Below are 18,995 nucleotides of genomic sequence, written 5' to 3'. Positions count from 1 at the left end.
GGAGCTATCCTGATCCGCACCCGCAGGTGAGGAGCCCGAAGTGACCGACACAGCGCCGCGTCCCACGTTGGAGGCCGTGGCCGCCCGGGCCGGGGTGTCGCGGGCGACCGTGTCCCGGGTGGTCAACGGTGCGGACGGGGTGCGGGAGCCGCTGGTCGCGCGGGTGCGGCGCGCCGTCGAGGAACTCGGGTACGTGCCCAACCAGGCCGCCCGGAGCCTGGTCACCAGGCGGCACGACGCGGTCGCCGTGGTCATCGCCGAACCGGAGACCCGCGTCTTCGCCGACCCCTTCTTCGCCCTGCAACTGCGCGGCATCAGCAAGGAGTTGACGGCGCACGACAACCAGCTGGTGCTGCTGCTCACCGAGGGGCGCGACGACCACGCGCGCGTCGGCCGCTACCTCGCCGGCGGCCATGTCGACGGCGCGCTCGTCTTCTCCCTGCACCTCGACGACCCGCTGCCCGGGCTGATACAGCACGCCGGGGTGCCGACCGTGTTCGGCGGCCGGCCCGGCTGGGGCGAGGGACGGGGCGACGCCGAGTACGTCGACAGCGACAACCGGGGCGGGGCCCGCGAGGCCGTACGTCACCTCGTGGCCCTCGGGCGCACCCGCGTCGCGCACATCTCCGGCCCCCTCGACCAGACCTCCGCGGCGGACCGGCTCGACGGCTTCCGGGACGTCATGGGCGACGCCGACCCGGGGCTGGTCGTGGAGAGCGACTTCACCCCGGCCGGCGGGGAACGGGCGATGCGGGAACTCCTTGAGCGGCACCCGGACGTGGACGCCGTCTTCGCCGCGAACGACCTCTCCGCCGCCGGCGCGTTGCGGGTGCTGCGGGAGCGCGGGCGGCGGGTGCCCGAGGACGTGGCCGTGATCGGGTTCGACGACATGCTGCCGGTCGCCGAGCAGACGGATCCGCCGCTCACGACGGTCCGTCAGGACATCGAGGAGATGGGGCGGTTGATGGCACGGCTGCTGCTGCGCCGTCTCGGGCACCGAGGAGCCGACCAGGGGAGAGGCGCGCCGCCCGGTGTCGTACTGCCGACGACGCTGGTACGGCGAGCCTCGGCGTAACCCCCGGCCCCTGTGGCTATGCCTGCGGGGGTGCGCTCCTGATGACGGCGAAGCGGGCGCCGTACGGGTCGGCCAGCTTCGCGAACCGGCCCACACCCTCGATGTCCGTGGCGGGGACGCGGACGGTGCCGCCCAGTTCCCGGGCCCTGTCGACCGTCGCGTCCGTGTCGGTGACCTCGAAGTACGGGAGCCAGTAGGCGCTGTCCTCCGACGGGTCGTCGCTCAGCGGCACGATGCCGCCGAACATCGAGTCCTCGCCGCCCCCCGCCGGGTTGACGGTGGTGTACGTGCCGCCCGGGAAGGGCACCGCCGCCGTCTCCAGGCCGAGCGTCTCGTGGTAGAACCAGGCGGCCGCGGCGATGTCGGGGGTGTAGAGCTCGACCCAGGACAGGGCGCCCGCCTCGTTCGCCCTGTCGATGCCCTTCGTCCGGCCGGGCTGCCAGATGCCGAACGGCACGCTCGCCTTGTCGGCCAGGATCGCCATGTGCCCCTCGCCCATCACGTCCATGGGCGGCACGAGCACGCTGCCGTGCGCCTGCTCGGCGGCCTTCGCGGTGGCCTCGGCGTCCGCGCTCTGGAAGTAGACCGTCCAGGCGGGCGGACCCTGCTCGGTCGTCGTCTGCATGCCGCCGGCCACGGTCTTCCCGTCCAACTGGAAGAAGCCGTATCCACCGGCGTCCGGGCCCGCCGACTGGAACGTCCAGCCGAACAGACCGGCGTAGAAGGAAGCGGCGCCGTCGATGTCGGAGGTGCCGACGTCGAGCCAGTTGGGAGCGCCGTTGACGAAACGGGTGGTGAGCATCATCGCCCTCCTCGGAAGGGTCCCGTTGTCTGCTCTGCCGAGTCTTGCACCCCCCACTGACAATCGCTGCCGGAGCCGGTTCCCCCGCACTTCCACGCCCTTCCGCGCGCCGCCGTGCGCCCCGCGGTGCCGGCACGCCACCATCGGGTGGCGGCGGCCGTGCGCGGCGCCGTTGATCGCGCGTTGATCGAACGTTTTTCGCCGCCCGGCACGATCCCGTCCATGCACATCGACACGATCACCCCGGCCGGCCTCGACTGGCGGGCCCAGGCGCTGTGCGCGCAGACCGGGGCGGAGTTCTTCTTCCCCGAGCCGGGCAGCTCGGTACGCGAGGCGAAGCGCATCTGCGGTATGTGCGAGATGCGCCCGGCGTGCCTGGAGTACGCGCTGCGCAACGACGAACGGTTCGGCGTGTGGGGCGGGCTGTCGGAGAAGGAGCGGCTGGAACTCAGGCGGCTCGACAACCGGTGATCCGAGGGTGCCGCGAGCCCCCCGCCCGGACGCCGTCAGGCGCCGGCCCGTGCCGCCATCCGTGCCTTGCGCGCCGCCAGCTTCTCGTCGAACTTCAGCGCCTCGGCGTCCAGACCGCCCATGAACATCCCGAGTTCCTCCTGGGCCTGGCGGCCCTCGGGGCCGAGGCCGTCGATGTCCAGGACCTTCAGGAAGCGCAGCACCGGCTGCAGGACGTCGTCGTGGTGGATGCGCAGGTTGTAGACCTCGCCGATGGCCATCTGGGCGGCGAAGCGCTCGAAGCCGGGCATGCCGTGACCCGGCATGCGGAAGTTCACGACCACGTCCCGCACGGCCTGCATCGTGAGGTCGGGGGCGAGCTCGAACGCGGCCTTGAGAAGGTTGCGGTAGAAGACCATGTGCAGGTTCTCGTCGGTCGCGATGCGCGTCAGCATGCGGTCGCAGACCGGGTCGCCGGACTGGTGCCCGGTGTTGCGGTGCGAGATACGGGTCGCGAGCTCCTGGAAGGCGACGTAGGCGACCGAGTGCAGCATGGAGTGCCGGTTGTCGGACTCGAAGCCCTCGCTCATGTGGGCCATGCGGAACTGCTCGAGCTTGTCCGGGTCCACCGCGCGCGAGGCGAGCAGGTAGTCGCGCATGACGATGCCGTGCCGGCCCTCCTCGGCCGTCCAGCGGTGCACCCAGGTGCCCCAGGCGCCGTCGCGGCCGAAGAGCGAGGCGATCTCGTGGTGGTAGCTGGGGAGGTTGTCCTCCGTCAGCAGGTTCACCACGAGCGCGATGCGGCCGATCTCCGTGACCTTCGACTGCTCCTTGTCCCAGGCCTCGCCGTCCTCGAACAGGCCCGGGAAGTTACGGCCGTCCGACCACGGCACGTACTCGTGCGGCATCCAGTCCTTGGCGACCTTCAGGTGCCGGTTGAGTTCCTGCTCGACCACTTCCTCCAGGGCGTACAGCAGCCGGGCGTCGGTCCAGACGGCGGGGCTGCCGAGGTGCGGGGAAGTAATCGTCACGGGAACTCCAGGGGGACGCACGACAGGAAAGGGACGGACCGGCGAGCGGGCCGGAACCTACGGAATCGTAGGCTACGAATCCGTAGGTTACGAAACCGTAGGTTAAGCCCGTTGTAAACATTCCTGATCAAGCCCTGGTCGAAGATCTCCGCCGGATCGTCGCATGGCCCCAGGACACACAGGTCCGGGGGCCTGACGAGGGAGTGGATCACCCGTCAGGCGTACAGCTCCCGCAGCCGCACCGAGAGGCACGTCACACAGCCCTCGAGCTTCTCGAACTCGCCGATCTCCACCAGCACCGGCTCGAAGCCGAGGTCGGTGAGGAGTTCCGCCGTCTTCGGCGCGCTCGCCGCCATCAGCAGCTTGTCGCCGCCGAGCAGCACCACATGGGCGCCGGCCTCCTCCGGCACCGACAGGAAGCGCGGGAACAGCGAGGGCCGGTCGACCTTCGGGATGTGCCCGATGACCGTACCGTCCGGCAGCGCGGTGACCGCCGACTTCAGGTGCAGCACCTTGCTCACCGGCACGGCGACGACCCGGGCGCCGAGCGGTTCGAAGGCGGCGCGCAGTTGCTGCACGCCGGCCGCGTTGGTGCGTCCGCCCCGGCCGACGTAGATCGTGTCGCCGATCTTCAGCACGTCACCGCCGTCCAGCGTGCCCGGCTCCCAGATCCAGTTCACCGAGCAGCCGAGCCGGGCCACGGCCTCCTCGACGCCGATGGTCTCCTCGCGCCGCGACTCGGCGCCGGGCCGGGTGATCAGCGCGACGTTCTTGTACATGACGACCGTGTCCTCGACGAACACCGAGTCGGGGCAGTCGTCGGCCGGGTCCACCTCGACCGTCTCCCAGCCGTGCGCCCGCAGCGCCTCGACGTACGCCTCCCACTGCTCCACGGCGAGGTCCGCGTCGACCTTCTCCCGCTCGATGTGCGTCACCAGACCTTCGGCGAGGCGCGGGCTGGGGCGGCGGACGAGGGCCTTCTTGCTGGGCACGACGGGACTCCGTATCGGCGGGACAGTGGACCGGGCCCCGTGATCGGGGCCCGGTCCACCATCATGCGGGCCGGATCCGCGCGGGCAAAACCCCCGTGGTCAGGCTGTGCTCCTGCCGAGACCGGGCCGCCCCACCTCCTCGGGCGTCGTCTCCCGCAGCTCGCCGTCGAGCAGCAGCCACCTGGTGATGCCGACGGACTCCAGGAACGGCAGGTCGTGACTGGCCACGACCAGCGCCCCCTCGTACGACTCCAGGGCCGTGGTCAGCTGCCGGACGCTCGCCATGTCGAGGTTGTTCGTCGGCTCGTCCAGCATCAGCAGCTGCGGCGCCGGTTCGGCCAGCATCAGGGCCGCCAGGGCCGCCCGGAAGCGCTCGCCGCCGGACAGCGTCGCCGCCTTCTGGTCGGCCCGGGCGCCCCGGAACAGGAAGCGGGCAAGGCGCGCCCGGACCCGGTTGTTGGTGGCGCCCGGCGCGAACCGGGCCACGTTCTCGGCGACCGACAGCTCGCCGTCGAGGACGTCGAGACGCTGCGGCAGGAAACGCAGCGGCACGTGCGCGTGCGCCTCGCCCGACACCGGCGCCAGCTCCCCGGCGATCGTCCGCAGCAGCGTCGTCTTGCCGGCGCCGTTGCGTCCGATCAGCGCCACCCGCTCCGGGCCGCGCAGGTCGAGGCCCCCGGCCACGCGCGCGCCGTACGCGAGCTCCAGGTCCATCAGTGTGAGGACGGTACGGCCCGGCGGTACGGCCGTGTACGGCAGGTCGACGCGGATCTCGTCGTCGTCCCGCACGGCCTCCACCGCCTCGTCGAGCCGTTCCTTCGCCTCGCTGAGCCGCTCCTCGTGCAGCAGGCGGTGCTTGCCCGCGGACTCCTGCGCCGCCCGCTTGCGCGCCCCCATGACGATCTTCGGCTCCCGCTTCTGGTCCCACATCTTCTGCCCGTAGCGTTTGCGGCGCGCCAGTTTGACCTGGGCGTCGGCCAGTTCGCGTTTCTGCTTGCGGAAGTCGGCCTCGGCGACGCGCGCCATCCGCTCGGCCGCCTCCTGCTCGACCGCCAGCGCCTCCTCGTAGGCGGAGAAGTTGCCGCCGTACCAGGTGACCTCTCCGGAGTGCAGGTCGGCGATCTGGTGGACCAGGTCCAGGAGTTCGCGGTCGTGGCTGACCACCACCATGACTCCGGGCCACGCGGACACGGCCGCGTACAGCCGCCTGCGCGCGTACAGGTCGAGGTTGTTGGTCGGCTCGTCCAGGAGCAGGACGTCCGGGCGGCGCAGCAACAGGGCCGCCAGGCGCAGCAGCACCGACTCGCCGCCGGAGACCTCGCCGATGGTGCGGTCCAACTGGATGTGGCCGAGCCCGAGTTCGCCGAGCGTGGCGAGCGCGCGCTCCTCCACGTCCCAGTCGTCGCCGAGCGTCTCGAAGTGCTCCTCGGCCACGTCACCCGCCTCGATGGCGTGCAGCGCGGTCCGCTTGGCGGCGATGCCGAGCGCCTCGTCGACGCGCAGCCGCGTGTCGAGCGTGACGTTCTGCGGAAGGTGCCCGACCTCGCCGGTGACGCGCACGAGGCCGTCGGACGGGGTGAGTTCACCGGCGATCAGCTTCAACAGGGTGGACTTTCCCGACCCGTTGACGCCGACCAGGCCGGTCCTGCCCGGGCCGAAGGCGACGTCCAGTCCCTCCAGGACGGGGCTGCCGTCGGGCCAGGAGAAGGACAGGGAGGTACAGGTGATGGATGAAGACATACGGGGCCTCGCGGTTGCTTGGTGCGGTCAGGGGCAAACGCGTATCGAGACACCCGCGACCACGAGCGAAAGGCGGAACCCGAAGGGAGGAACGGCAAGGAAGAAGGCCCTGCTCCGTCGGGACGGCTCGACTGCCGAGGTCGCGCACGGCGCACACACCTCAGGTGTGTGACGCGGTGTCTCAAGACCTCAGAGGAGCAACGTCCTTCTCCTGTCGACGGCAACAGAACCGCTGTACACCGTAGGAGGGCCGGCGGGCACTGTCAACGCATTAACGTGCCCTCCCTCGCACCGCACCAAGGAGACCTCGTGCCGCACGGTCCGCTCTCGCTCCCGGCCCGCCTGTGCCTGCTGGCCTGGGACACCACGCCCGAGGCCATGGACGCCGCCCACCTGGTGCGGGCCGGCGCCCTCACCGAGCTGGCCCTGCGCGGCCTGCTCACCGACGAGGACGGCATCGCCACGCCGTCCGACATGGACACCCTCGTCGCGGACCCGGTCCTCGACGGGCTCCTGGAACTCGTCCGGGAGTCCCGGCCGCACCGCTGGCGGACCTGGGTGACGCTGCACGCGCGCGTGACGTCCGACGCGGTACGCGAGCAGCTCACCGCCGACGGCCGGCTGCGGGCGGAGAGGAAGCGGGTCCTCGGCGTCTTCCCGAGCGTGGCGCACGTCCTCGAGAGCACGGCCGTCCTGGAGGCGCTGCGGGACGAGGCACGCCGGGTCCTGGAGGGGCCCGTGCCGGTCGCGGAGGTCTCCGAGCGGGAGGCGGCCGCCGTGGCCCTCGCGGTCGCCGCCGAGCTGCCCGCACTGCTTCCCGACGGGGACCGCGAACGCCACAAGGAGCGCGTCGGGGAGCTGGTCGAGCGCACCGGGATCGGCGCGATCCTCGACGCGCTGTGCTCGGCCCTGGCACCCGTCCCACGTTGACGTCGGATTCCCGCCAGCCCCCGCCGGGCGACCGCTGGTTGGGTGAGCGACATGACGACGACTTCGCGCGAGCGCGCCCTGGCCTTCCGCTCCCTCCACGTCCCCGGCAGCCCGCTGGTCCTGCCCAACGCCTGGGACGCCGCCAGTGCCCGCGTCGTCGAGGACGCGGGTGCCGCGGCCGTCGCGACCACCAGCGCGGGTCTCGCCTGGACGCTCGGCGTCCCGGACGGCGACCGCCTGGACCGGGACACGGCCCTCACCGCCGTCGCCCGCATCGCCGCGGCGGTCGGCGTGCCGGTCAGCGCGGACATCGAGAGCGGCTACGCGGCGGACGCGACCGGCCTGGCCGAGACGGTCCGCGCGGTCGTCGACGCGGGCGCGGTCGGCGTGAACATCGAGGACGCGCTGTACGAGCCGGGGGGACCCGCGCTGCGCCCCGTCGCCGAACAGTCGCAGCGGATCGCCGCCGTCCGCGCGGCCGCCGACGCGGCCGGGCTGCCCCTGTTCGTCAACGCCCGGATCGACACCTACCTCAGGGGCCCGGCGGAAGTCGCCCCCACCCTGGAACGCGCCGCGGCCTTCCTCGCCGCCGGCGCGGACGGGATCTTCGTCCCCGGAGCCGCCGACCCGGCCACGGTGAAGCTCCTCGTCGACGGCATCGACGGGCCGCTCAACGTGCTGGCCGGTCCCGCCACGCCGTCCGTGGCGGAACTGGCCTCGCTGGGCGTCGCCCGCGTGAGCACCGGCTCCTCACTGGCCCTGGCCGCCCACGCCCTGGTGCGCCGTGCCGCACGGGAGCTGTTGACGACGGGCACCTACGGGGCACTGGCCGGCGGACTCGACCACGGCGAGTTCAACGCCCTGCTGGGCGCGAGGAGTTGACCGCTCAGGCGTCCCGCATCAGTTCCGCGAGGTCGTGATCGAGGTCCAGCTGCAGGTGTTCCCGGCCCACCGGCACCATCTCGTTGGCCGCGCCGAGGAACCGCCGTACCTCCTCCGAGCGGACGTGCACGACGGCCGTCCCCTCGGGGGCGTGGAACTCCAGCACGGTCCGGTCGTAGCCGTAGGGCCGCACCCGTACGTCGCCGTGCCCCTCGGGCTCCTCGAGGCCGGCGGCGAGGAGTTCGCGCGCGAACGTCCAACAGACCTCCACGCCCTCCAGGGTGGCCGGGGCGGGGAAGCTCATGCGAACCGCGAACGGATCGCGGCGGTCGTAGCGCAGGGTGGCGGGGATGCTCGGCATACGTGGCGCGGCGGCCACGAGGCGGGCCTCGACGGGCTGCTCGATGAGGGTGGACAACGCCTTGCTCCCTTGTGACGGCTGTGACGGCTGGACGGGCCCTCGCGACGGATCTGGCCGGACACTGCTGAAGACGCAGGAACCAGCCCATCCGTGCACACCCTTTTCTAGTGACCTCTGTCACCGCGTTCATTCACAGAAGTGACGGGGCCCACCTCCCGTGCACCGACGGCCACTTGCGGCCGCACAGCCCTCTGGACGGCGTCCGGCCGGTCGGCTAGCTTCGCCCGCCATGAGGCGCTTGGCGAAGACGCGACAGGTGAGGCGGACGTTTCGTACGGTGGCGGCGGGGGCGGTGTGTTCGGCCGCGCTGGCGGCCCTGACCGCCGTACCCGCGCAGGCGCAGCCGTCGCGGCACGGGGCGCCGCACTGGGTGCTCAAGGACACCGGTACGCCCGACGTCCGCTTCCGTGGGCTGTCCGCGGTGGGCCGGGACACCGCGTGGGTGGCCGGGACGAAGGGCACGGTCCTGCGCACCACCGACGGCGGGGCGAGCTGGCACGACGTCTCGCCGCCCGGCGCCGCCGATCTGCAGTTCCGGGACATCGAGGCGTTCGACGCCCGGCGGGCCGTGGTGCTGGCCATCGGTGAGGGCGAGGCCTCCCGGGTCTACCGCACCGAGGACGGCGGCACGAGCTGGACCGAGTCCTTCCGCAACACCGATCCGAACGCGTTCTACGACTGTCTGACCTTCTTCGACCGCCGTCACGGCCTCGCCGTGAGCGACCCCGTGGACGGCAGGTTCCGCATCCTGTCGACCGGTGACGGCGGCCGCTCCTGGAAGGTGCTCCCGAACCAGGGCATGCCGGCCGCCCTCGACGGCGAGGCGGGCTTCGCGGCGAGCGGCCAGTGCCTGGTCGCCTCCGGCCCGTCCGACGTGTGGCTGGCCACCGGAGGCGGCGCCCGCGCGCGCGTGCTGCACTCCGGCGACCGCGGGCTGACCTGGACGGCCGCCGACACGGCGATTCCGGCGGGCGACCCCGCCAAGGGCGTCTTCGCGCTCGCCTTCCGCGACCGCACCCACGGCCTCGCCGTCGGCGGCGACTACCGCGCCGACCAGGCCTCGCCGCAGGCCGCGGCCCGCACGGACGACGGCGGCCGCACCTGGCAGCCGGCCGCCCAGCCGCCGTCCGCCTACCGCTCCGGTGCCGCCTGGCTCCCGCACAGCCGCGCCGCCGCCCTCGCCGTCGGCCCCACCGGCACCGACCTCACGACGGACGGCGGCCGCACCTGGCGGACCGTCGACACCGGCTCGTACGACACCGTGGACTGCGCCGCCGACCTCGGCTGCTGGGCGGCCGGGGAGCAGGGGCGGGTGGCACGCCTGGAGCGGTGAGGTACCGGAATGCGGGTACCCGGCCGCCGACTGCGAAAGGAGTGAGCAACCATGCCCGCAGGCTCCAGCTCCAAGCGTGAGCGCCAGTACGAGCACATCAAGAAGAGCGCCGAGGACCGTGGCGAGAGCACCGGACGCGCCAAGGAGATCGCGGCCCGGACGGTCAACAAGGAACGGGCCCGCTCCGGCGAGTCGAAGACCGCCAGCCGCAGCTCGACCAAGGACATGTCCTCCAGCAAGCGCGGCGGCCAGCGGTCGGGCAACCGGACCGGCTCCCAGGGGCCGACCCGGGACCAGCTGTACAACGAGGCCAAGCAGCGCGGCATCGAAGGCCGTTCCCACATGAACAAGGACCAGCTGCAGCGCGCGCTGGACTCGAAGAAGGGCTGAGGCCGAGAAGGTTCAGCCGTTCGTCTCCCCAGTACGAACATGATCGCGAGCGTACTGCGCCCGGCCCGGGACGTACGCTCGTCCCATCATGACGACCGTACGCGTCCCGCCGGACTGGCCCACCACCGAGGAGCAGGCCCGCGCCGTCCAGGACGAGTTGCGGGCCCGGGTGGCGCTCGACGAGCCGGGCCCCCCGCCCGGCACGGGCCATGTGACGGGCGTGGACGTGGCGTACGACGACGAGCGGGACGTCGTCGCCGCGGCGGCGGTGGTCCTCGACGCCGCGACCCTGGAGGTCGTCGCGGAGGCCACCGCCGTCGGCCGCGTCTCCTTCCCGTACGTGCCCGGCCTGCTCGCCTTCCGTGAACTCCCCACGGTCCTCGCCGCCCTGGACACCCTGCCGTGCCCGCCGGGCCTCGTCGTCTGCGACGGCTACGGCCGCGCCCACCCCCGCCGCTTCGGCCTCGCCGCCCACCTCGGCGTGCTGACCGGCCTGCCTACCATCGGCGTCGCCAAGAACCCCTTCACCTTCACCTACGACGACCCGCCCGCCCCGCGCGGCAGCGCCTCGCCGCTCCTCGCCGGAGCCGAGGAGGTCGGCCGCGCCCTGCGCACCCGGGAGTCCGTGAAGCCGGTCTTCGTCTCCGTCGGACACCGCACCTCCCTCGACAACGCCTGCGCCCACGTCCTCGCCCTGACCCCCGCCTACCGCCTCCCGGAGACGACCCGCAGAGCGGACGCCCTGTGCCGCAGGGCTCTGCGGGCGGCGGCCTGAGTACCCGGACTGAGTACCCGTACGGATGTGGACGCGCGCCCCAGATCGGCAGTCTTGCCCGCATGACGACGCACCGCGCCCGCGCCTCCAAGCCCCTCGCCGACCCGAACCGCCCTGTCGAGCGTGCCGTGACGGCCGCTCTGGTGCTCGCCGTGCTGGCGGGGCTGGGGTGGATAGCCGGGATGATCTACACGGTCGCCGGGTGGTCGCTGTAGGGACGGTTCACCGGCGGTTCAGCGCTCGGCGGCCACCCGGAAGGTGATGCCGGCCCGGCGCAGACGCTCGGTCAGGGCGTCGCCCATCGCGACCGCCGTGGTGACCTGGCCGGCCGTCTCGGGGAGGTCGTCGAAGGCCAGGGACAGCGCCGACTCGGCGAACATCTTGGCCGTCTCGTCGTAGCCGGGGTCGCCGCCCGCGACCTCCGTGAACACCCGTCGGCCACCGCCCTCGCCCACGAAGCGGACCGAGAACCAGCTCTTCGCCCGCTTCTCGGCGCCCGGCCCGTCACCGGGCTTGAGCCGGTCCGACAACCAGCGCCTGGCGGGCGGCAGTTGGGCCGCGGTGACGAGCGCGCCCATGGCCGCCACCCCGCCCACGGCGACCGGCAGGCGCCGCACGGCCGCGTAGTGGCGGTAGCGGAAGTCGGGACCGTAGCGCTCCAGCGCCTTCGCCGAGCGGTGCACGATCTGCGGGTCGATGGTCGGCAGCGGCAGCGCCCAGGCACCGACCTCCTTCGCGTACCGCGGCACGCCCGTCGGCGCGACGGCCCGCCGGCCCACCAGGCGCGGCTCGTGCCGCCGCCGGTCGCGTTCGGCGGCCAGCATCGGCCGCAGCCGCGCGAACTGGTTGAGCGCGGACGCGAACGTGCCGCCCGAGAAGGTGGCGTCGGCGGTGACGAACCCGTCGACCGTCAGCGGCACCCCCTCCGGCAACTGCCGCACCGTGAAGTACGCGCCCAGGTCGTGCGGGACCGAGTCGAACCCGCAGGCGTGCACCAGCCGCGCACCGGTCTCCCGCGCGCGTGCGTCGTGGCGGACGTACGTCAGGTCCACGAACTCCGGCTCACCGGTCAGGTCCAGGTAGTCGGCACCGGTGTCCGCGCAGGCTGCGACGAGATCCCCGCCGTAGCTCACGTACGGCCCCACGGTCGTCGCCACCACGCGCGCGTGCTCGGCGAGTTCCCGCACCGAGCCCGGCTCCGCCACGTCCGCGCGCAGCACCCCGACCCGCTCGCCGCCGGGCAGCCGCTCACGCAGTTCTTCGAGCTTGCGCTCGCTGCGGCCCGCGATCGCCCAGCGCAGCCCTTCCGGGGCGTGCGCGGCGAGATACTCCGCAGTGAGCGTCCCGACGAAGCCGGTGGCTCCGAAGAGCACGATGTCGTACGGACGGTCCGTCCCGGTCAGCCTGCTCATGACACCCCTCGGTCCACAGCTCGCGCCGTTGTCGGTGGCCGAGGCTAGCGTGAGGAGTGCGGAGCCCGTCGAGGACCCCGGCGGTGAGCGGTGGCCTCCGTCGACAATTGGCCAAGCGCTTGCTCGCTCGGGCTTGTGCTCGGTGGAACGTGTTCCTAGCATCGCTGGTGTTACATCAGTTGTGTCATACCCGAGACCACCTCTGGGGGCTGGATGGCGACGACGCCAGGACAGGGGCCGCTCACCGGTGTGCGCGTGGTCGAGCTGGCCGGCATCGGGCCGGGCCCGTTCGCCGCCATGCTCCTCGCCGACCTGGGCGCCGACGTCGTCCGCGTCGACCGCCCCGGCGGAGCCGGCCTCGCCATCGACCCCGCCTACGACGTCACCAACCGCAACAAGCGCTCGGTGATCGTCGACCTGAAGTCCCCGGACGGCCCCACCCGCGTCCTCGACCTGGCCGGACGCGCCGACATCCTCATCGAGGGCTACCGCCCCGGCGTGGCGGAACGCCTCGGCGTGGGCCCGGAACCCTGCCTGGCCCGCAACCCGGGGCTCGTCTACGGCCGCATGACCGGCTGGGGCCAGGACGGACCGCTCGCCCACCGCGCCGGCCACGACATCGCCTACATCGCCCTCACCGGCACCCTCGGCACGATCGGCGAACCCGACCGGCCCCCGGCCGTCCCCGCCAACCTCCTCGGCGACTACGCGGGTGGCTCGCTCTACCTGGTCGTCGGCGTCCTCGCCGCCCTCCACCACGCCCGCGCGGGCGGCGCCGGGCAGGTCGTCGACGCGGCCATCGTGGACGGCACCTCCCACCTCTCCGCGATGCTCCACGGCATGCTCGCCGCCGGCGGCTGGCAGGACCGGCGCGGTGCCAACCTCCTGGACGGCGGCTGCCCGTACTACGGCACCTACGAGACGGCCGACGGCGGGTACATGGCGGTCGGCGCCCTGGAGCCGCAGTTCTACGAGGAGTTCGTGACCCTGATGGGCCTGTCGGAGCACGCCGGTGACCGCAAGGACCGGACCCGCTGGGGCGAGCAGCGCGAGGCCGTCGCCGCCCGCTTCAAGTCCCGTACCCGCGACGAGTGGACGGCCCTCTTCGAGGGCTCCGACGCGTGCGTGGCGCCCGTACTGTCGCTGCGCGAGGCCCCCGGGCACCCCCACCTGGCCGCCCGCGGCACCTTCACCGACCACGGCGGCATCACCCAGCCGGCGCCCGCGCCCCGGTTCTCCGCCACTCCGACGGCCGTACGCACCGGCCCCGCCCGGCCCGGCGCGGACACCGCCGAGGTGGCGCGCGAGTGGGACGTACCGGATCTCCTGGAAGGGCCGGCATGAAGCGGCAGATCTTCGCCCCCGAGCACGACGCGTTCCGCGAGACCGTGCGCGCCTTCCTGGCCCGGGAGGTGCTGCCGTACTACGAGCAGTGGGAGAAGGACGGCATCGTCTCCCGCGAGGCCTGGCGGGCGGCCGGCAAGCAGGGGCTGCTCGGCCTCGCCGTCCCCGAGGAGTACGGCGGCGGGGGCACCCCCGACTTCCGCTACAGCGCCGTCCTCGCCGAGGAGTTCACGCGCGCGGGTGCGCCCGGACTCGCCCTCGGCCTGCACAACGACATCATCGGCCCGTACCTGACCTCGCTCGCCACCGAGGAGCAGAAGCGGCGCTGGCTGCCCGGCTTCTGCGACGGCACGCTGATCACCGCGATCGCCATGACCGAGCCGGGCGCCGGGTCCGACCTCCAGGGCATCCGCACGCGCGCGGAGGACCGCGGCGACCACTGGGTGCTGAACGGCTCCAAGACGTTCATCTCCAACGGGATCCTCGCCGACCTGGTGATCGTCGTCACGAGGACGACGCCGGAAGGCGGTGCCCGCGGGCTGTCGCTGCTGGTCGTCGAGCGCGGCATGGAGGGATTCGAGCGGGGCCGCAACCTCGACAAGATCGGGCAGAAGGCACAGGACACCGCGGAGTTGTTCTTCCACGACGTGCGCGTGCCCAAGGAGAACCTGCTCGGCGAGCCGCACGGCGCCTTCGGCCACCTGATGACCAACCTGGCGCAGGAGCGGCTGAGCATCGCCGTCTCCGCGATCACCGCCGCCGAGCACCTGCTGGAGATCACCACCGAGTACGTCAAGGAGCGCGAGGCCTTCGGCCGGCCCCTCGCCACCAAACAGCACGTCCGGTTCGAAATAGCGGAGATGGCCACCGAGTGCGCCGTCACCCGCACCTTCCTCGACCGCTCAATCGAGGATCACGCGAGGGGGGAACTCGACGCCGTGCACGCCTCCATGGCCAAGTGGTGGGCGACGGAACTGCAGAAGCGGGTTGCCGACCGCTGCCTCCAACTGCACGGCGGCTACGGCTACATGAGCGAGTACCCCGTCGCCCGGGCCTTCACGGACGGCCGCATCCAGACCATCTACGGCGGGACCACCGAGATCATGAAGGAGATCATCGGCCGTTCCCTGCTGGGCTGACCCTCACCCCCGAAAGGCGCTCGAAGTGACCACCGAAGCGTACGTGTACGACGCGATCCGCACCCCGCGGGGCCGCGGCAAGGCGAACGGCGCCCTGCACGGCACCAAGCCCATCGACCTGGTCGTCGGACTCATCCACGAGATCCGCGGCCGCTTCCCGGACCTGGACCCGGCGGCCATCGACGACATCGTGCTCGGCGTCGTCGGCCCGGTCGGCGACCAGGGCTCCGACATCGCCCGCATCGCCGCGATCGCCGCGGGCCTGCCGGACACCGTCGCCGGCGTGCAGGAGAACCGCTTCTGCGCATCGGGTCTCGAGGCCGTCAACATGGCCGCCGCCAAGGTCCGTTCGGGCTTCGAGGACCTCGTCCTCGCGGGCGGCGTGGAGTCGATGTCCCGGGTGCCGATGGCCTCCGACGGCGGCGCCTGGTTCAACGACCCGATGACCAACCTCGCCGTCAACTTCGTGCCGCAGGGCATCGGCGCCGACCTGATCGCCACCATCGAGGGATTCTCCCGGCGGGACGTCGACGAGTACGCGGCGCTGTCGCAGGAGCGGGCGGCGACCGCCTGGAAGGAGGGCCGCTTCGACCGCAGCGTCGTCCCGGTGAAGGACCGCAGCGGCCTGACGGTCCTCGACCACGACGAGCACCTGCGCCCCGGCACCACGGCCGACTCCCTCGCGGGGCTGAAGCCGTCCTTCGCGGACATCGGCGACCTCGGCGGCTTCGACGCCGTCGCCCTGCAGAAGTACCACTGCGTGGAGAGGATCGACCACGTCCACCACGCGGGCAACTCCTCCGGCATCGTCGACGGCGCCTCCCTGGTCGCCATCGGCACCAAGGAGATCGGCGAGCGGTACGGGCTCACTCCCCGCGCGCGGATCGTCTCCGCCGCCGTCTCCGGCTCCGAGCCGACCATCATGCTCACCGGCCCCGCGCCCGCCACCCGCAAGGCGCTCGCCAAGGCCGGGCTGACCGTCGACGACATCGACCTCGTGGAGATCAACGAGGCCTTCGCGGCCGTCGTCCTGCGCTTCGCGCGCGACATGGGCCTGTCCCTGGACAAGGTCAACGTCAACGGCGGCGCGATCGCGCTGGGCCACCCCCTCGGCGCGACCGGCGCGATGATCCTCGGCACGCTCGTCGACGAACTGGAGCGCCAGGACAAGCGGTACGGCCTCGCCACCCTGTGCGTGGGCGGCGGCATGGGCATCGCCACCGTCGTCGAGCGCGTCTGACCCCCTCCCACGGATCACACGGAGCACACCCTCATGAGCACTGAGCCCACCACCATCCGCTGGGAACAGGACCGCACCGGCGTCGTCACCCTCGTCCTCGACGACCCGAACCAGTCCGCGAACACCATGAACCAGGCGTTCCGCGACTCCCTCGCCGTGGTCACCGACCGGCTGGAGGCCGAGAAGGACTCCGTCCGCGGCATCATCCTCACCTCCGCCAAGAAGACCTTCTTCGCCGGCGGCGACCTGCGCGACCTCATCCGCGTCACCCCCGAGACCGCGCAGGACCTCTTCGACGGCGGCATGGCGATCAAGCGCAACCTGCGCCGCATCGAGACCCTGGGCAAGCCGGTCGTCGCCGCGATCAACGGCGCGGCCCTGGGCGGCGGTTACGAGCTCGCCCTCGCCTGCCACCACCGGATCGCACTGGACGCGCCCGGCGCCAAGATCGGCTGCCCCGAGGTCACCCTGGGCCTGCTCCCCGGCGGCGGCGGAGTCGTCCGCACCGTCCGCCTCCTCGGCATCGCCGACGCCCTGCTGAAGGTGCTGCTCCAGGGCACCCAGTACGACCCGCGGCGCGCGCTGGCGAACGGCCTCGTCGACGAGGTCGTCGCCACGCCCGAGGAGTTGCTGGACCGGGCCCGCGCCTTCATCGACGCCAACCCCGCCTCGCAGCAGCCCTGGGACAAGCCGGGCTACCGCATCCCGGGCGGCACCCCCGCCAACCCCCGGTTCGCGGCCAACCTGCCCGCCTTCCCGGCCAACCTGCGCAAGCAGACCGGCGGAGCCCCCTATCCCGCCCCGCGCAACATCCTCGCGGCGGCCGTCGAAGGCTCCCAGGTCGACTTCGAGACGGCCCAGGTCATCGAGGCCCGCTACTTCGTCGAACTCGCCGCCGGCCAGACCTCGAAGAACATGATCCAGGCGTTCTTCTTCGACCTGCAGGCCGTCAACTCCGGCGCCAACCGCCCCAAGGGCATCGAGCCGCGCCAGGTGACCAAGGTCGCCGTTCTCGGCGCCGGGATGATGGGCGCGGGCATCGCCTACTCCTGCGCCCGCGCCGGCATCGAGGTCGTCCTGAAGGACGTGTCGCTCGAAGCGGCCACCAAGGGCAAGGGCTACTCCGAGAAGCTGTGCGCCAAGGCCGTCTCCCGGAGCCGTACGACCCAGGAGAAGGCGGACGCCCTGCTGGCCCGCATCACCCCCACCGCCGACCCCGCCGACGTCGCGGGCTGCGACGCGGTGATCGAGGCCGTCTTCGAGAACCCGGAGCTCAAGCACAAGGTCTTCCAGGAGATCCAGCACCTCGTCGCGCCGGACGCCCTGCTGTGCTCCAACACCTCCACCCTCCCGATCACCGCCCTGGCCGAGGGCGTCGAGCGCCAGGCCGACTTCATCGGCCTGCACTTCTTCTCGCCGGTCGACAAGATGCCGCTGGTCGAGATCATCAAGGGGGAGCGGACGGGCGCGGAGGCCATCGCCCGCGCCTTCGACCTGGTCCGCCAGATCCGGAAGACCCCGATCGTCGTCAACGACTCCCGGGGCTTCTTCACCTCCCGGGTGATCGGGCACTTCATCAACGAGGGCGTCGCCATGGTCGGCGAGGGCATCGAGCCCGCCTCGGTCGAACAGGCGGCGGCGCAGGCGGGCTATCCCGCCAAGGTCCTGTCCCTGATGGACGAACTGACGCTCACGCTCCCGCGCAAGATCCGCAACGAGTCGAAGCGGGCCGTGGAGGAGGCGGGCGGCACCTGGCCGGCGCACCCCGCCGAGGCCGTCATCGACCGCATGGTGGACGAGTTCGGCCGCACCGGCCGCAGCGGGGGAGCGGGCTTCTACGACTACGGTGACGACGGCAGGCGCACGGGCCTGTGGCCGGGCCTGCGGGAGCACTTCACCAGGCCGGGCCATCAGATCCCGTTCCGGGACATGCAGGAACGCATGCTCTTCGCCGAGGCCCTCGACACGGTCAGGCTCCTCGAGGAGGGCGTCCTGACCTCCGTCGCCGACGCCAACATCGGCTCGATCTTCGGCATCGGCTTCCCCGGCTGGACGGGCGGCGTACTGCAGTACGTCAACGGCTACGAGGGAGGCCTGCCCGGCTTCGTGGCCCGCGCCCAGGAACTCGCGGACCGCTACGGCGACCGGTTCACGCCGCCCGCGCTGCTGGTGGAGAAGGCCGAGAAGGGGGAGCGCTTCTCGGACGCGTGACCTCGCCGGACCTCATGCCATCCGGAAGGCCGCCCGGCCGGTCAGGCGGGCCGGCCTTCCTGGGTGTCCGCGAGCCACCCGCGCACCTCTTCGGTGAGCGACCGCTGGAACGTCGTCAGCAGGGCCTGCACCACCAGCGGCTGCATGTGCGCCGACAGCGACTTCACGTCCTCCTCGGCCCGCTCGGCCACCTCGCCCCGGAACAGTTGCGACAGTTCGTGCGCCGCCGCCCGGGAGTGCTCGATCAGTACCGCGCGCGCCGCGAGGATCGCCTCCTGGGACAGCGGCACGTCCAGCAGCTGCACGGCGAGCCGCAGCAGCCCCGAGTCGACCCGGTGGCCGTCCCCGTCGGCCCGCACCACCCCCATCGCCGTGAGCCGCTCCACGTCGTCCTCGGTGAGCGGCCGTCCCGCCCGGCGCCGCAGCTCCTCGGCCGTGACGGTCTGCACGGTGTCCGGGGCCCAGGAGGCGACCACGGCCCGGTGGATGGCCAGGTCGTGGTCGCTCAGGTCCGGCGGCAGCTGCTCCATGTACCGCTCGATCGCAGCCAGCGTCATGCCCTGGTGCTGCAGCTCCTCGATCAGCGCCAGCCGGGCCACGTGCTGCGGCCCGTAGTGCCCCACCCGCCGCGGACCGATCACCGGCGGCGGGAGCAGTCCCTTGGTGCTGTAGAAACGCACCGTGCGGACCGTGATGCCGGCCCGCGCGGCCAGTTCGTCGATCGTGAGCGTCGGCTCGGCGGTGTCGGTCGTCATGTGCAGCAGTATCGCTGTGACACCAGTACTGCGAAACCTTGTGCCCGATACGTGCGGGACCTGTGGGAGAGCC

At 72.3% G+C, this 18,995-nt stretch carries 19 protein-coding genes; 12 read left to right on the top strand and 7 right to left on the bottom strand.

Features of this window, described 5'->3' with window-relative positions; genetic code table 11:
* Positions 1-40: 40 nt before the first annotated feature.
* Complete coding sequence (locus ACIRVK_RS28070) at positions 41-1,075, top strand: LacI family DNA-binding transcriptional regulator (protein WP_404251769.1); 1,035 nt, start codon at positions 41-43, stop codon at positions 1,073-1,075.
* A gap of 16 nt (positions 1,076-1,091) precedes the next feature.
* Here the strand turns inward: ACIRVK_RS28070 and ACIRVK_RS28065 are convergent, their stop codons facing one another.
* On the bottom strand, positions 1,092-1,877 hold the full coding sequence (locus tag ACIRVK_RS28065) for a VOC family protein (protein ID WP_404251848.1): 786 nt from the start codon (positions 1,875-1,877) through the stop codon (positions 1,092-1,094).
* A 222-nt stretch (positions 1,878-2,099) separates the two neighbouring features.
* Here ACIRVK_RS28065 and ACIRVK_RS28060 point away from each other — a divergent pair, with 222 nt between their 5' ends.
* Positions 2,100-2,348: a WhiB family transcriptional regulator gene (locus ACIRVK_RS28060; RefSeq protein ID WP_404251767.1), complete on the top strand. Its 249-nt coding sequence runs from the start codon at positions 2,100-2,102 to the stop codon at positions 2,346-2,348.
* A gap of 35 nt (positions 2,349-2,383) precedes the next feature.
* On the opposite strand, the gene ACIRVK_RS28055 is transcribed toward ACIRVK_RS28060, so the two are convergent.
* The 3 genes from ACIRVK_RS28055 to ACIRVK_RS28045 all read right to left on the bottom strand — a co-directional run bounded on the left by ACIRVK_RS28055 (position 2,384) and on the right by ACIRVK_RS28045 (position 6,090).
* The gene (locus ACIRVK_RS28055) at positions 2,384-3,358 is read right to left on the bottom strand and encodes an acyl-ACP desaturase (protein WP_404251765.1); all 975 of its coding nucleotides are present in this window, start codon (positions 3,356-3,358) and stop codon (positions 2,384-2,386) included.
* 215 nt (positions 3,359-3,573) lie between these two features.
* The gene (ddaH, locus tag ACIRVK_RS28050; protein WP_404251763.1) at positions 3,574-4,350 is read right to left on the bottom strand and encodes a dimethylargininase; all 777 of its coding nucleotides are present in this window, start codon (positions 4,348-4,350) and stop codon (positions 3,574-3,576) included.
* A 99-nt stretch (positions 4,351-4,449) separates the two neighbouring features.
* Positions 4,450-6,090: an ABC-F family ATP-binding cassette domain-containing protein gene (locus ACIRVK_RS28045; RefSeq protein WP_404251761.1), complete on the bottom strand. Its 1,641-nt coding sequence runs from the start codon at positions 6,088-6,090 to the stop codon at positions 4,450-4,452.
* 309 nt (positions 6,091-6,399) lie between these two features.
* Between ACIRVK_RS28045 and ACIRVK_RS28040 the strand changes: the two genes are divergently transcribed.
* Both ACIRVK_RS28040 and ACIRVK_RS28035 read left to right on the top strand, forming a co-directional pair.
* Positions 6,400-7,020 (top strand): GPP34 family phosphoprotein, encoded by a 621-nt coding sequence (locus tag ACIRVK_RS28040; RefSeq protein WP_404251759.1) that lies wholly within the window; start codon positions 6,400-6,402, stop codon positions 7,018-7,020.
* A gap of 51 nt (positions 7,021-7,071) precedes the next feature.
* The gene (locus ACIRVK_RS28035) at positions 7,072-7,902 is read left to right on the top strand and encodes an isocitrate lyase/phosphoenolpyruvate mutase family protein (protein WP_404251757.1); all 831 of its coding nucleotides are present in this window, start codon (positions 7,072-7,074) and stop codon (positions 7,900-7,902) included.
* A 4-nt stretch (positions 7,903-7,906) separates the two neighbouring features.
* Here ACIRVK_RS28035 and ACIRVK_RS28030 read toward each other — a convergent pair whose 3' ends face one another.
* Entirely contained in the window at positions 7,907-8,320 is a 414-nt protein-coding gene (locus ACIRVK_RS28030) for an SsgA family sporulation/cell division regulator (RefSeq protein WP_404251755.1), read from the bottom strand.
* 232 nt (positions 8,321-8,552) lie between these two features.
* On the opposite strand from ACIRVK_RS28030, the gene ACIRVK_RS28025 reads away from it, so the two are divergent.
* The 4 genes from ACIRVK_RS28025 (at position 8,553) to mmpA (ending at position 11,036) form a co-directional block, all read left to right on the top strand.
* The gene (locus ACIRVK_RS28025) at positions 8,553-9,656 is read left to right on the top strand and encodes a WD40/YVTN/BNR-like repeat-containing protein (RefSeq protein WP_404251753.1); all 1,104 of its coding nucleotides are present in this window, start codon (positions 8,553-8,555) and stop codon (positions 9,654-9,656) included.
* 51 nt (positions 9,657-9,707) lie between these two features.
* Positions 9,708-10,046, top strand: coding sequence for a plasmid stabilization protein (locus ACIRVK_RS28020; RefSeq protein ID WP_404251751.1), 339 nt, complete (start codon positions 9,708-9,710; stop codon positions 10,044-10,046).
* Between the two features lie 88 nt (positions 10,047-10,134).
* Complete coding sequence (locus ACIRVK_RS28015; RefSeq protein ID WP_404251749.1) at positions 10,135-10,821, top strand: endonuclease V; 687 nt, start codon at positions 10,135-10,137, stop codon at positions 10,819-10,821.
* 62 nt (positions 10,822-10,883) lie between these two features.
* Positions 10,884-11,036, top strand: coding sequence for a morphogenic membrane protein MmpA (mmpA, locus tag ACIRVK_RS28010; RefSeq protein WP_404251747.1), 153 nt, complete (start codon positions 10,884-10,886; stop codon positions 11,034-11,036).
* A gap of 18 nt (positions 11,037-11,054) precedes the next feature.
* Here the strand turns inward: mmpA and ACIRVK_RS28005 are convergent, their stop codons facing one another.
* Positions 11,055-12,233 carry a saccharopine dehydrogenase family protein gene (locus tag ACIRVK_RS28005; RefSeq protein WP_404251745.1) on the bottom strand — a complete coding sequence of 393 codons (1,179 nt, stop codon included), beginning with the start codon at positions 12,231-12,233 and terminating at the stop codon, positions 11,055-11,057.
* 213 nt (positions 12,234-12,446) lie between these two features.
* On the opposite strand from ACIRVK_RS28005, the gene ACIRVK_RS28000 reads away from it, so the two are divergent.
* The 4 genes from ACIRVK_RS28000 to ACIRVK_RS27985 are packed head-to-tail and all read left to right on the top strand — an operon-like array spanning position 12,447 to position 18,167.
* Entirely contained in the window at positions 12,447-13,577 is a 1,131-nt protein-coding gene (locus tag ACIRVK_RS28000) for a CaiB/BaiF CoA transferase family protein (RefSeq protein ID WP_404251743.1), read from the top strand.
* Positions 13,574-14,716 carry an acyl-CoA dehydrogenase family protein gene (locus ACIRVK_RS27995; protein ID WP_404251741.1) on the top strand — a complete coding sequence of 381 codons (1,143 nt, stop codon included), beginning with the start codon at positions 13,574-13,576 and terminating at the stop codon, positions 14,714-14,716. The genes ACIRVK_RS28000 and ACIRVK_RS27995 overlap by 4 nt, the downstream gene beginning before the upstream one ends.
* 25 nt (positions 14,717-14,741) lie before the next feature.
* Positions 14,742-15,956 carry an acetyl-CoA C-acetyltransferase gene (locus tag ACIRVK_RS27990; RefSeq protein ID WP_404251739.1) on the top strand — a complete coding sequence of 405 codons (1,215 nt, stop codon included), beginning with the start codon at positions 14,742-14,744 and terminating at the stop codon, positions 15,954-15,956.
* Positions 15,957-15,989: 33 nt separating this feature from the next.
* Positions 15,990-18,167, top strand: coding sequence for a 3-hydroxyacyl-CoA dehydrogenase NAD-binding domain-containing protein (locus ACIRVK_RS27985; RefSeq protein WP_404251737.1), 2,178 nt, complete (start codon positions 15,990-15,992; stop codon positions 18,165-18,167).
* A gap of 41 nt (positions 18,168-18,208) precedes the next feature.
* Here the strand turns inward: ACIRVK_RS27985 and ACIRVK_RS27980 are convergent, their stop codons facing one another.
* Positions 18,209-18,922: a MerR family transcriptional regulator gene (locus ACIRVK_RS27980; protein ID WP_404251735.1), complete on the bottom strand. Its 714-nt coding sequence runs from the start codon at positions 18,920-18,922 to the stop codon at positions 18,209-18,211.
* Positions 18,923-18,995 lie beyond the last annotated feature (73 nt).

It is taken from the genome of Streptomyces sp. NPDC101152 (assembly GCF_044768275.1).
GTDB lineage: Bacteria > Actinomycetota > Actinomycetes > Streptomycetales > Streptomycetaceae > Streptomyces.
The sequence above is the reverse complement of the archived record's forward strand: the minus strand, read 5'-3'. Positions and strand labels throughout refer to the sequence as shown.

What these genes read in the sequence shown, in the direction of transcription:
- ACIRVK_RS28065 (WP_404251848.1), bottom strand. Translation starts at nt 1,877, where the DNA reads ATGCTCACCACCCGTTTCGTCAACGGCGCTCCCAACTGGCTCGACGTC.
- ACIRVK_RS28060 (WP_404251767.1), top strand. Translation starts at nt 2,100, where the DNA reads ATGCACATCGACACGATCACCCCGGCCGGCCTCGACTGGCGGGCCCAG.
- ACIRVK_RS28045 (WP_404251761.1), bottom strand. Translation starts at nt 6,090, where the DNA reads ATGTCTTCATCCATCACCTGTACCTCCCTGTCCTTCTCCTGGCCCGAC.
- ACIRVK_RS28035 (WP_404251757.1), top strand. Translation starts at nt 7,072, where the DNA reads ATGACGACGACTTCGCGCGAGCGCGCCCTGGCCTTCCGCTCCCTCCAC.
- ACIRVK_RS28025 (WP_404251753.1), top strand. Translation starts at nt 8,553, where the DNA reads ATGAGGCGCTTGGCGAAGACGCGACAGGTGAGGCGGACGTTTCGTACG.
- ACIRVK_RS28020 (WP_404251751.1), top strand. Translation starts at nt 9,708, where the DNA reads ATGCCCGCAGGCTCCAGCTCCAAGCGTGAGCGCCAGTACGAGCACATC.
- ACIRVK_RS28015 (WP_404251749.1), top strand. Translation starts at nt 10,135, where the DNA reads ATGACGACCGTACGCGTCCCGCCGGACTGGCCCACCACCGAGGAGCAG.
- mmpA (WP_404251747.1), top strand. Translation starts at nt 10,884, where the DNA reads ATGACGACGCACCGCGCCCGCGCCTCCAAGCCCCTCGCCGACCCGAAC.
- ACIRVK_RS28005 (WP_404251745.1), bottom strand. Translation starts at nt 12,233, where the DNA reads ATGAGCAGGCTGACCGGGACGGACCGTCCGTACGACATCGTGCTCTTC.
- ACIRVK_RS28000 (WP_404251743.1), top strand. Translation starts at nt 12,447, where the DNA reads ATGGCGACGACGCCAGGACAGGGGCCGCTCACCGGTGTGCGCGTGGTC.
- ACIRVK_RS27995 (WP_404251741.1), top strand. Translation starts at nt 13,574, where the DNA reads ATGAAGCGGCAGATCTTCGCCCCCGAGCACGACGCGTTCCGCGAGACC.
- ACIRVK_RS27985 (WP_404251737.1), top strand. Translation starts at nt 15,990, where the DNA reads ATGAGCACTGAGCCCACCACCATCCGCTGGGAACAGGACCGCACCGGC.
- ACIRVK_RS27980 (WP_404251735.1), bottom strand. Translation starts at nt 18,922, where the DNA reads ATGACGACCGACACCGCCGAGCCGACGCTCACGATCGACGAACTGGCC.